This window comes from Paenibacillus sp. FSL H8-0280 (assembly GCF_045040665.1).
Taxonomy (GTDB): Bacteria; Bacillota; Bacilli; order Paenibacillales; family Paenibacillaceae; genus Paenibacillus; species Paenibacillus xylanexedens_A.
In genome coordinates, this window is the sequence record NZ_CP150296.1 from 5933302 (window position 1) to 5945847 (window position 12546).

Below are 12546 nucleotides of genomic sequence, written 5' to 3' on the forward strand. Positions count from 1 at the left end.
GCCTCGGTTCCGTCTACTGTTTTGCCACCGCGGCGATATAAAGCATACTCATCTTGCAGCCATACCTGCGGCATTTCCCTGGCATCCGGCTGCCAGCGGGTCCAAAAGATATTGGATACAATGTCTTTGCCACTCGATACAAGTTGCTCCAGCGTCCGCGGATGCAGCACCAAGTCAGAATCAATCAGGAAAACCGCATCGTAGTGATTGTCGCGTGCATATTGCAATATGCGATTTTTCAAACCGGCTACACGCCAAATCTGCTCATCCTGCCAATAATGTCCTCCCTCATCCTTGCTGTACACCCCTTTGTTGTCAGGACTACCGTTACCATGTTCATCTGCTTGAATAACCGTCCCTTCATGCTGAAGCACAAATTCATGCAATATATTCGATGCGGCTTCTTCCACGTTATCGTCAACAAACAGATAATCCGTCTTCACTGTTGTTCGTTCCAATGCATGTAGAGAATCCAGAAATTCACGGAGCACCGGCGTTGTCTGGCGAACCGGGCTGGCGATCAGTATTCTTTCCTGGCCAGGCGCTTCAAGCGTTTCCGATTGGCGGGTTTCCAGCGATTTATAAGAATGTCTGGACGGTCGATGATTACTCTGGCTCTCTTTCTGATTCTCATTTGCGCTCTCATGTTGCTTCTCATTCTGATTCTCTTTCTCTTGGGAATTCGGCTCTACTTGAGATTTGAATTCTTCTTGCGATTTACGTAACAGGTCTTTCTTCAACGTGCTCACTCCCCCTCTCCTTATTCGAACCATGCCAACAGTCGTGGCTCTTGATCCAATATCGATTCGTACTGTTCCTTCCAACCGTATCTTGCTTCAGGGTCCAGTGCTTGATAGCGTTCATATTTGCGGATGCGGTCTTCTTCCCGCGCCCAACCATAGTGCTTCACCCGAGGAGCATGACATCCATAGGACCAATGCTGGATCGTTAACGGAAAACGACCACAATGCTGGGGTGTTTCCTTCCATTCATAGCTCATCCCCGGGTGATAACGAATCAGAAATGGCCGATAATAGGCATGCGCCTGCCAGAACTCATCTTCCCGGTAATGCGTCTCACTCCACATATCAAACAATCTGAAATAGATCGCATCTTCATTGCCACTGAGCAGCAGATCCCGTACCACCCCAAAGTCACTGGTTAGAATCTCATCCGCATCCAGATTCAAAATCCACTCCGGATTGGTCGCCACCGTCTCTTCCCATTGTTGTTTTCTCAGGCTTACCTCGTCTGCAAAACGTGAAGCAGCGTTCTCCACTAATACGAGTGGAATACCGTCCAGAAGTTCCCTGCACAACGCGACCGTTCCATCCGTGCTTCCGTCATCAATGATTACTGCGCGATCAATCCAGGGACGATGTCTCTCCAGTGCCTGCCTGAGATACCGATTCTCTTCATTACGAACGATCATCGACAAGGTAATATGTGGTCTTCCATGTTCCTCATATCCATCCAAAGCTTCACCCCCATGCTCAAGCTTCTACCTATTAAAATGTCCGACACATGCTGCCTGGACGAATCACAATCCTCTATTTCCAATCTATGCAGAGCCGGAATGCGGATATGCAGGTCAAGGAAACCTTTCATGGGGTTAAACTTTGATGAACGACGAAAAAGCACCCGCCTTCGCGGATGCTTTTAATGTAATCACAAGATTAATGTAGTGAAATAAATGAATTAACGATATTCAGCCAAACGATCATTGAGACTACGTGTCTGTCCATAGACTTCCTGGTACAGTGCAAACAGTCCATCATAGACAGCAACCGTTTCCGGGTTTGGCTCATAGGACTTCGCTGGACGAATAAACGCCGTTGCGCATTCCTGCAAGGACGGGAACCAGCCACAGCCATAGGCAGCCAGCATCGCTGCACCCATCGCAGGCCCCTGTTCACTCTCCAGCTTCACAATCGTGGCATTAAAGACATCCGCCTGCATTTGCAACCATGCTTCATTTTTGGCACCGCCACCAATGGAGATGACTTCATTGACGGTTTTACCTGCGCCACGCAGAATATCAATGGACTCGCGTAGTGAGAAGGTAATGCCCTCCATCACCGCACGTCCAAAGTGCTCCAGCTTGTGTCCTGCATCCATACCGATGAAACTGCCACGGATATTCGCATCCGGATGAGGTGTACGCTCCCCAACGATATATGGTGTGAACAACAATCCGTTGCTGCCCGCCGGAACCTGATCAATGCCCTGCAAGAGCACATCAAATGATTTGTCCGCTGCAAACGTATCCTTGAACCAGGACAGGCTATATCCTGCGGCAAGCGTTACACCCATAATATAGAAGGCATCTTTCTCCCCGTGATTAAAAAAGTGTACTTTGCCTTCGAAATCGAGATCTTTACGTTCTTCGTAGGAAAGCACAACCCCGGACGTTCCGATGCTGCACATCGTCTGTCCTTCACTCAGAATGCCTGCGCCAATGGCACCACACGCATTATCCGCACCACCTGCGTATACTTTTGTTGTAGCCGCTAGACCCGTTTGATCCGCAATCTCAGGCAGCAACGTGCCCACTTCCTCAAACGATTCCACAAGACGTGGACAAAGAGAGATTGGCAGCTCGAAAGCTTCTGCAATCTCGTTGCTCCACTGTTTGCCTGCAACGTCCAGCAGCAAAGTTCCCGCTGCATCAGAATAATCCATAGCGTAATCCCCGGTCAGGCGATAACGCACATAGTCTTTAGGCAACAGGAACAAGGATGCTTGCTGTAACAATTCAGGCTCGTTCTCCTGAACCCACAGAATTTTTGGCAAGGTAAAGCCTTCCAGTGCACGGTTCCGGGCAATACTTAACAGCTTGCCATCCAGCACTTTTTCGATGCGACGGCACTGAGCCGTTGTGCGTGTATCGTTCCACAGGATTGCGTTACGCAGCGGTTTACCTTCTGCATCCACCAAGACCAGTCCATGCATCTGGCCCGAGAAGCTCAATCCTTCGATTTCCGAAGGCTGCACGCCAGACACTTCAAGCAATTTACGCAAGGAAACAATCGTCTGCTCTACCCAATCTTCGGGATTTTGTTCACTGTATCCAGCCTTGGGCTGGTACAACGGGTATGCCTCGGATGCTTCAAATGCCACTTTTCCTTCGCGATTGACCAACACGGTTTTGACCGCGCTGGTTCCCAGATCGACACCAATTACGTAACTCATAGGTTAACTCCTCTCGTTTGTAACAGGATTGTATAAATGAAACCCTAATGCTCATGTGGTCACTCCGTGATCAGAAAACCCTCGAATCGCCGTTACCCCCAGATTTCCTTTAATCCCTTTGAAAAGGGAGAAATCCGGGGATAAATGCGACCGCTTTGCTTCCTCGGGTCCTTTCTGCTCACTCCGTTTTGCATGCATGATACTGGACACACATGGATATGAAACGAGTAAAACGTACTCGTTCTTATAGCAGAAAGATTGATCCAATGACCTTGATTCGTCATTGAGTATAAATGAAACCCTTATGCTCATATGGTCACTTCGTGATCAGAAAACCCTTGGATCGCCGTTACCCCCGGATTTCCTTTAATCCCTTTGACAAGGGACAAATCCGGGGATAAGCCTATGCTTCCGAAGCCAGCTTTCTTTCAGAAAGCTCTTAGCGAACGCTCCGCTTCCTCGGGTCCTTTCTGCTCACTTCGTTCTGCATGCACCATCTTAAAGAAACATTTATATCAAAAATCTTAAAAACCATGTTATTTATTTAACCAAAAAACCGCCCCCGTCTTCCCAAGGGAAAGTCGGGGACGGTCCGAATGTCATGCTTGTTCAGGCGTTCCATGGTACAAGCTAATCTTGTGCATAGGCAAGCTTGGATACTAATGTCCAACACATATGAGTTGAGTAACCATCGGTGGTCGACGTGCGCCAACCCTGCCTAATGCGCTATTAGTCAGCCAAGATGTACTGGTTGAGTTGTGCTCTCAGCAATTCCTGACGTCCGGATTGGTTTTTGCGTGGGCTTTCGTTGTTGAGTGCATACTCAGCAAGGGAAGCCAGTGTTGCTTTACCTGCAACTACATCTGCACCGATACCTTCGCTGAAGCTGCTGTAACGTTTTTCGATGAAGTCATCGAATACGCGATCTTCAATCAACTTCGCTGCTACTTTCAGACCTTTTGCATACGTGTCCATACCTGCGATGTGTGCCAAGAACAGATCATCAGCTTCGAAGGAACCACGACGTACTTTCGCGTCAAAGTTCACACCACCACGGCCGATACCGCCGTTTTTCAATACTTCATACATTGTCAATGTAGCATCGTACATATCAACCGGGAACTCGTCCGTATCCCAACCGATCAACATGTCGCCTTGGTTCGCATCGAGGGAACCGAGCATACCGTTTGTACGAGCAACGCGGATTTCGTGATCGAATGTATGACCAGCCAGTGTAGCATGGTTCGCTTCCAGGTTGAGTTTGAAGTGTTTGTCCAAATCGTATTTTTGCAAGAAAGCAATCGAAGTTGCTGCATCATAATCATATTGGTGTTTCGTTGGCTCTTTTGGTTTAGGCTCGATCAGGAATTGTGCATCAAAGCCAATTTCCTTCGCGTAGTCTACAGCCATGTGGAACATGCGAGCAATGTTGTCTTGCTCCAGTTGCATGTCTGTGTTCAGCAATGTGTCGTAACCTTCACGACCGCCCCAGAATACATAGTTTTCAGCGCCCAGGCGTTTACCAACTTCCAGACCTTTTTTGATCTGTGCTGCAGCGTGAGCATACACGTCTGCGTTGCAAGTGGATGCTGCACCAAACATGAAGCGTGGGTTCGAGAACATGTTCGCCGTGTTCCAGAGCAGTTTTTTGCCGCTGGATTTCATATGATCTTCAATCAGATCAACAATCGTATCAATGTTGCTGTAGAACTCACGCAGGTTGTTGCCTTCTGGTGCAATGTCCACATCGTGGAAACAGAAGAACGGGAGATTCATTTTTTCCAAAAATTCAAATGCCGCTTCCACGCGTACTTTCGCGAGGTCCAGACCCGAGTATTTATCCCACGAACGAACAGCTGTCTCCGCACCGAACGGGTCACTGCCGCCCGCAGTTAATGTATGCCAGTAAGCCATGCCAAAACGGAAATGTTCTTCCATCGATTTGCCGGCTACCACTTCTTCCGGATTATAATGTTTAAAAGCAAAAGGATTCTTGGAATCTTTACCTTCAAATGCAATTTTATTAACGGATTCAAAATAGGCCATGTGTAAAATGCCTCCTCAATAGTTTTAAGAAATCGTTTACACCGTTATCCTATCACATCGAATTTACTTTGTCTATTGGTTAAACAAAGTAAAATAAAATTGTTTTTTACATGGTTGTTTACGCTATAATAGTCGAATAACTTGTTTCGGATGTGGGTCAGAACCCTTTTATCAGAAGAATAGGAGTGCCTTAACCATATGAAAATTACCGGAGACCAGATGCTGGTCAAAAAAATAAACAAGTCGATCGTTCTCGATACGATCCGGCGCCATGCCCCTCTTTCTCGCGCACGAGTGTCCGAGGTTACGGGGCTGAACAAAGCAACGGTATCCAACCTGGTTGCTGATCTGATCAGTGATGACCTGGTGCAGGAGATTGGCCCTGGGGAATCCAGCGGCGGACGTAAACCACTCATGTTGCTATTTCGAGGAACTTCAGGCTATGCAGTCGGTCTGGAACTCAGTGTGACCCATTTGAAAGGCGTGCTTACAGATCTCGAAGGACACATCATTACAGAGTACGCAGTGACCTTGGAACATCATGACGTGTCCTCTGTTCTGGAGCAATTGAAATTCGCAGCAAAACAGCTCATTGAAGCAGCTCCTCCTTCCCCTCACGGTGTCATTGGTATTGGCATCGGGGTGCCCGGCATGGTGGATGAGGCAGGAACGGTCCTGTTTGCACCCAACTTGGGGTGGGAGAAGGTAGCTCTGCGCTCGATGCTTGAAGAAGAATTTCAACTGCCTGTAACGATCGATAATGAAGCCAATGCTGGTGCTCATGGAGAGTTGAATTTTGGGGCAGGTATCGGTGTCCGTCACATGATCTACATCAGTGCAGGTATGGGGATTGGTTCAGGCATAATGGTAGATGGTGAATTATACAAAGGTGCGTGGGGCTACGCAGGGGAAACAGGCCATATGTCCATTGAAGCGGAAGGTCTGCCCTGCTCCTGTGGTAATCGTGGTTGCTGGGAGTTATACGCATCGGAAAAAGCCTACGAACACCCGGACCATCAGCTAAAATTACCTGCTCATACCACACGCGAACTTATTCATTATGCGGAGCAAGGCCACGATGCTGTTCTAGAATTATACAACACGATTGGGCGCAAACTGGGGATTGGCATTACCAATATCGTTAACAGCTTCAACCCGGAACGTATTATCATTGGCGGTCCGCTCTCTGAAGCAGGTCCCTGGATTGAAACAGCGTTAAAACAAGTTGTCGAGGAACGTACATTACCTTATCACCGCCGCAGTTTGCAGATTGAATGGGCAGCTCTGGGCAGCCGTTCCACCCGCGTTGGTGCCGCTTACTCTGCGATATCCCAGTTTTTAGGAAAAATAAGGGTATCTGTCTAATAACAGATGAAAATTGACATCATTTCGCCCCATTTCCTCCCTTTTTGTTAAAGAAATCCAGATGTATAATGGGGTTATGTGATTTTTGTCATGGCTGTGTGAATCAAGCTGTGTTAATTCCGATAACGAAACGGAGTGAAAAAAAGCGTGACCTACGTGGATACTTCAGATATCTCGGCGCAAATGTTTGTCACCGTCCTCCTGTTCCTGATTGTGCTTGCGCCCCTGTTCAGCCTTGGCATACTCCGATTGTTCCAGAGCAAAAAGAAGGCTGGTTTCATGTACATGCTGTCAGGATTGCTGGTGTATGTTGTATTTCAGACTTTCATGAGTATTTTTTTCTAGATGTAATTATTTGTTTTCATGCAAAATCCCCTTTCGCAGTCATTCATGGGTACACGTTATCATGTACTCTGAATTACGGACGCAAGGGGATTTTTCTGCTTGCCTATTTTAGCTTAACCGTGCCTACTTTTGAGAATTCTCCAGAGCGCGTTCTTCCATCATGTCGACAATATCCTGGATCTGGCCCATCACGGAGATCGGATCGGAGAAATAGAATTTGTAACCATCAATTTCATATAACTCATTGTTTTTGACTGCGTCTAGCGTTCCCCACACCGGATCACTTGCATAGTCAAACGATTCCGCTTTGGCATTCACGGCCATAAATATGTAATCACCAGCATATGATTCGGCGAGTTCATTGGAGATCGTAGCCCAGCCCACTTTTGGATCAATGCTGCTTCTCACGTTCTCGTTCATAGGCAAGTCCAATTCACCATGAATCGTTCTGCCCGTATGCGCATTACCATAAAGAGTGATGTCTTTGCTCAAGCCTCCGTCAAACACAGTAACGGTTTCTCCCTCTTTGATTATACTGCTTAAACTCTCCTTGGCCGAGGTCACCTTTTGTTCAAAATCGGTAAGCCATGCCGATGCTTCAGCCTCTTTTCCCAATATAACACCAAGCTCTTTAACCTGATCACGAACCTGAGCCGAGTTGTCCAGAAAGACGGTTGGGGCGATTTTGGAATAAGCATCGTAACTTTTGGCATCGCCTGTAACGATTAGGTCAGGGTTCAGTGCTGTTATTGCTTCAAGATTGTCCGAAATATCCTCGATACCGGAAACCTTGCCCTCCAGATAAGGGTTTTGCATGAATACGCCATTACTCCCTACAGGTTTTACATCCAAGGCCAGAATATGACCCAAGAAGAAATCTGTTACGACACGCTGCGGATTAGCCGGGACTTCAACCTCGCCCATGGAACTACTCACTTTACGTGTCTTTGCTTGGCCCTTTTCATTTGTATTAGTTTCGCTTGAACTGTTCACTTGGGAAGCTGTTGCTTCCGATTGAGCTGCACTTCCCTCTCCTGTTGCAGCCCCTGTATTCCCTGAAGAACCGCCACTACATGCACTTAACAGCAACCCAAAAGCCAGCAGTAAAGCCATTGGGACTCTCTTTATATTTCTCACCATTTCATCAGACCCTCCATCTAAATATTGATAATAATTATCATTATCATATGAAGGAATATAACATGGGGCTGGAGAGCCAACAATATAATTTCTTCCTGCTGAGGATGTAACATCTTCCTCCTTGATTTGCTTCCGATACATCTGTGGAGAAATTCCGTTGTACTTTTTAAAGGCATTGCTGAAATAATATGCATCCTGATAACCGATAGATGAAGCAATTACTCGTAACGGAAGCTTCGTCTCGGCCAATAGTTTATATGCTTTTTGCATACGTAGACGGATTAGACAGTCAATCGGTCCACGATTAAGCACTTGTTTGAAACAATTCGAGAGATGACCCGGACTCCGCCCCATCACTCCAGCCAAAGAATCCAACGTATGCGGTTTTGCATAGTTCTGCAACAGGTACTCCAGAGTCTGTATGACCAACTCGACTGGACTAGCCGTTTTGACGACCGGAGACTGTAGATCGTATTGTTCCACCATGTGATAAACCCATTGATAGAAAGATGCCTTAAGTTGAAGCGGAACCGAAGGTCCCTCCTCCTGCTGGGTCTCTAACATACGATCTGCAATTTCATATAAAATCATTGGCTGCGTTAGTGTCACACGATATGTAATGTGAGTTGGATCTTTACGTTCATCTTCAAACAGTGGCTCATCGCCAGACGTTGACCGCCGTTCTGCTTTATACGTAATCAGTATATACTCTGCTCCGTCTGAACCTGCGTTAACTTCAAACAGACTCTTGGAAGGAGCATGAATAATCCCAAAAGGATGGATGGAATAGGTCTTCTGATTGAGCAATACCAGTAAGTTCCCTCTCTTTATACAGAAAAAACTGCTGGAGTTCATCGTGAATAATGTTCTTTCACCCTTTGCAAGAATAGCTCTTTCAACATGGATATCTCGTATACTCGCCTGTTCCCAGAAGCGAAAATGCTCCTCCTGATCTATAATCATGCTGCTTGTTCACCTCAATTATGCTCTGCGACTTAAGAAAATGATATCGCACTTCTGTACATCGGACAATTGCGAATGATGTTTGTGACCAGATACCAATTCATCCGATCCACTCATAGAAAACGCACAAAAAACCGTACCCTTCCGGGTACGGTTCTTTCTATATCCTAACGGCTCGCGAAAACCGGAATTGCATATGAATCGAAAATTTCTTTCAACACATGATGATTCAGATAATCAGCCTGATTTAAGCGTCCAATGCTTTCGCAAATTGAGTTTTGTTCATACCCAGAATGCGGTGTTCACCAATGACAGTCAATGGCACGGCACGTACACCCATGTCCCATACTTGTTGTGCAAATTCATCGCTAGTTTCGATGTTGCGCTCTTCATATGAAATACCTTTGTCAGCCAGGAACGTTTTTACGGATTTGCAGTTCGGGCAGTTCGTTGATGTATATACAATTACGTTTTCCATGTTTAATTCACCTCATATGGTTTTATATTAATCTATAGTTTGGTTGGAATCAGCTCATTCTATTACAGAACAACTGCGCTGTGCTCCAAGCTCTCAATGTATTTCTCTGTGTCCATGGCAGCCATACATCCGCTACCTGCAGCAGTAATTGCTTGTTTGTAACGTGTATCCTGTACGTCACCACATGCGAATACGCCTGGGATGTTTGTCTCGGATGTACCTGGTGTAGTCAGGATATATCCATGTTCGTCCGTAGTGATCTGTCCGCCAAGGAAACCAGTGTTTGGTGTGTGACCGATCGCTACGAATACGCCGCTTGCCGGAATCACTTCTTCTTCACCTGTCTCGTTGTTCAGCACTTTCAGTCCGGTTACGCCGTTGTCGCCAGCAAGTACTTCAAGTGGTGTACGGTTCAAAGCCATTTCTACTTTTTCGTTGCTGCGTGCACGATCCTGCATGATTTTGGAGCCACGCAGTTCTTCACGACGGTGTACCAGTGTTACTTTGGAACCGAAACGGGACAAGAAGCTTGCTTCCTCAAGGGCAGAGTCGCCACCACCGATAACGATGATTTCTTTGTTACGGAAGAAGAATCCATCACATGTTGCACATGTGCTGACACCACGGCCTACATTCGTTTCTTCGCCAGGGATACCCAGGTATTTAGCAGTTGCGCCTGTGGACAGGATCAATGTTTCCGATACGAGTTCACCCATACCTTCAACTTGAATCTTGAATGGACGCTCGCTCATATCGATGTTGTTCACCCAGCCTGTGCGGAATTCAGCACCGAAGCGCTCCGCTTGTTTACGCATGTTATCCATCAGTTCAGGACCCATAATACCATCAGGGAAACCTGGGAAGTTCTCCACTTCAGTCGTTGTTGTCAGTTGGCCACCAGGTTGTGGTCCTTCAATAACGAGTGGGTTCAAGTTGGCACGTGCCAGATAGATTGCTGCTGTAAGCCCTGCAGGGCCTGTTCCAATAATAATTGATTTATACATGTATAGTTCCTCCCCCGGGTTCTGCAAAAAGGTTAGACCCTCCGGCATCAAAAGCTTAGGCTTTTGCATACACTAGAACGAAAAGCCTACATCATGTCCACAAGTCCTGCCTGTGAAATGACAATGGCCCTATGCAGAAACGGAATTCTAATTTATAATCATTCTAATCTGTTGTTCATTATGATCTCTTTTATGTACGGTGTCAATGCTCGGCAGCGATTATGAAGAAGTCTTCATCAGGAGGGAAAATGGAAGCATGAACGATGCACTCATTGGCAGTTTTATATCAGCCATGTCTACCGGCCTAGGGGCCGTACCGATTCTATTTATGCGTAAAATATCACACCGTCTGCGTGATATCTTGCTGGCATACGCCGCAGGTATTATGACCTCGGCCTCGGTGTATAACCTCATTCCGGAAGCGCTTGGCCAATCGAATCTCTTTGTACTTGCATTTGGTATTATGCTTGGTAGCCTGGTTCTACTGGTGCTGGAGATGAAGATCCCACACGTCGATCTGGAGAATCCCGAGAAAATGCCTTTTAAAATTGAAACCAAAGCCTTCATGATTATTGCAGCCATCACCATGCATAACCTGCCGGAAGGGTTATCCGTTGGCGTCAGCTATGCAAGCTCGGATGAGAACCTGGGCAATCTCATTGCCTTTTCCATTGGATTGCAGAATGCACCGGAAGGATTCCTGGTGGCCCTCTTTCTTGTGAACCAGAACATTGGCCGCTTCAAAGCACTGGGTATTGCCACCCTGACCGGAGCGGTAGAGATTATTACAGCTATGATTGGTTACACCTTGAGCAGTCTCGTAGCTGGTCTTGTCCCTTATGGTCTGGCCTTTGCAGCCGGTGCGATGATGTTCATTGTTTATAAGGAACTTATTCCCGAAAGTCACGGCGATGGCAATGCACGTGTGGCGACGATGTCCTTTTTGCTCGGGCTCATCACGATGATTGGTCTGACCGAACTGTTTTAATTGAAGACTAAAGAACCCGGCGAACAGTCCAAGACTGTCGACCGGGTTCTTTGTTTAGCCACAAATGAAGATTCCATGAAATTACTGGGATCGCCTGTCAGAGGCATTATGCCCTCTCCTGATCAGGATTGGATGAAACGAATCAGCTCCGAATTGAATTTTTCCAATTCATCATAGAATGCACCATGACCGCTCTCTTCAAAAGCAATCAGTTGAGACGAAGCGATGCCCTTGTGCATCTGCTCCGCGAACTCAAACGGACAGATCTCATCTTTTTTCCCGTGTAAAATGGCTGTTGGCACCTGAATCGAACTCAGTTCACCTCGCAAATCCTCATCCCGCAACGCAATTGCACTGCGAATGGTACCATAAGATGAAGCTTCCATGCCGAGGGCGTGGAACCAATCCATGAATGGCTGACTGTGTTTCTTCGCGAAGAACATGCCGCCAAACGTCTCCAGCAACTTCGGACGATCTGCGAAGATCGGCTCAATGATCTGCTCGTTCAGCTGCTCTGGAGTCAATCCATACGGATATCCTTCACGCTGTGTGAACACAGGTGCTGCCGCAGATAACAAGGCCAGCTTGGAGACTCCATGTCCCTTATGGCGAGCCATGTAATGTACTGCGATCGCTCCACCCATAGAGAATCCTGCGAGTACCGCGTCTTTCAGCTCCAGATCATCAATAACAGCACGAACATCGTCTGCCATACGATCATAATCATATCCTGTGGAAGGCTTATCCGATAAGCCATATCCTCTAAAATCTATCGCGATGGCACGAATGCCATGGTTCGGAAGTACGTTCAACTGGTATTCAAACATTTTATAATTAACAGGCCAGCCGTGCAAAAAGACAACCGGGGTGCCTTCGCCAATATCTTCAACATATACTTTTACATTTGGTTCCACTTGTACATAACGTCCCATATTTCACAGCTCCTTTTATCCTCGAATCGTCTCTTCGAATCATTACCCGCTGACCCAAGGTTCAAACGTGAGCCGTTCAATCAGCCGCCTATT

General features: G+C 46.8%; 10 protein-coding genes. 3 read left to right on the forward strand and 7 right to left on the reverse strand.

What is annotated here, in order from left to right:
- Window positions 1–760 precede the first annotated feature (760 nt).
- From MHI12_RS25945 to xylA, 3 genes are all read right to left on the reverse strand, one after another.
- The gene (locus tag MHI12_RS25945; protein WP_405170710.1) at window positions 761–1477 is read right to left on the reverse strand and encodes a glycosyltransferase family 2 protein; all 717 of its coding nucleotides are present in this window, start codon (window positions 1475–1477) and stop codon (window positions 761–763) included.
- Between the two features lie 221 nt (window positions 1478–1698).
- A complete protein-coding gene (xylB, locus tag MHI12_RS25950; protein ID WP_405170711.1) occupies window positions 1699–3192 on the reverse strand; it encodes a xylulokinase in 1494 nt (497 codons plus the stop codon).
- A gap of 729 nt (window positions 3193–3921) precedes the next feature.
- Window positions 3922–5238: a xylose isomerase gene (gene xylA, locus MHI12_RS25955; RefSeq protein WP_338707031.1), complete on the reverse strand. Its 1317-nt coding sequence runs from the start codon at window positions 5236–5238 to the stop codon at window positions 3922–3924.
- A 198-nt stretch (window positions 5239–5436) separates the two neighbouring features.
- Between xylA and MHI12_RS25960 the strand changes: the two genes are divergently transcribed.
- The gene (locus MHI12_RS25960; protein WP_405170712.1) at window positions 5437–6603 is read left to right on the forward strand and encodes an ROK family protein; all 1167 of its coding nucleotides are present in this window, start codon (window positions 5437–5439) and stop codon (window positions 6601–6603) included.
- A gap of 147 nt (window positions 6604–6750) precedes the next feature.
- Window positions 6751–6948, forward strand: a complete 198-nt coding sequence (locus MHI12_RS25965; protein ID WP_017692236.1) for a hypothetical protein — start codon at window positions 6751–6753, stop codon at window positions 6946–6948.
- Window positions 6949–7071: 123 nt separating this feature from the next.
- Here MHI12_RS25965 and MHI12_RS25970 read toward each other — a convergent pair whose 3' ends face one another.
- The 3 genes from MHI12_RS25970 to trxB all read right to left on the reverse strand — a co-directional run bounded on the left by MHI12_RS25970 (window position 7072) and on the right by trxB (window position 10533).
- Window positions 7072–9051 carry an AraC family transcriptional regulator gene (locus MHI12_RS25970; protein WP_405170713.1) on the reverse strand — a complete coding sequence of 660 codons (1980 nt, stop codon included), beginning with the start codon at window positions 9049–9051 and terminating at the stop codon, window positions 7072–7074.
- Between the two features lie 247 nt (window positions 9052–9298).
- Window positions 9299–9529 carry a glutaredoxin family protein gene (locus tag MHI12_RS25975; RefSeq protein ID WP_036668031.1) on the reverse strand — a complete coding sequence of 77 codons (231 nt, stop codon included), beginning with the start codon at window positions 9527–9529 and terminating at the stop codon, window positions 9299–9301.
- 62 nt (window positions 9530–9591) lie between these two features.
- Window positions 9592–10533: a thioredoxin-disulfide reductase gene (trxB, locus tag MHI12_RS25980; RefSeq protein ID WP_047841589.1), complete on the reverse strand. Its 942-nt coding sequence runs from the start codon at window positions 10531–10533 to the stop codon at window positions 9592–9594.
- A gap of 256 nt (window positions 10534–10789) precedes the next feature.
- Between trxB and MHI12_RS25985 the strand changes: the two genes are divergently transcribed.
- Window positions 10790–11521: a ZIP family metal transporter gene (locus tag MHI12_RS25985; protein ID WP_036606933.1), complete on the forward strand. Its 732-nt coding sequence runs from the start codon at window positions 10790–10792 to the stop codon at window positions 11519–11521.
- 122 nt (window positions 11522–11643) lie between these two features.
- Here the strand turns inward: MHI12_RS25985 and MHI12_RS25990 are convergent, their stop codons facing one another.
- Complete coding sequence (locus MHI12_RS25990; RefSeq protein WP_338707034.1) at window positions 11644–12453, reverse strand: alpha/beta hydrolase; 810 nt, start codon at window positions 12451–12453, stop codon at window positions 11644–11646.
- Between the last annotated feature and the right edge of the window lie 93 nt (window positions 12454–12546).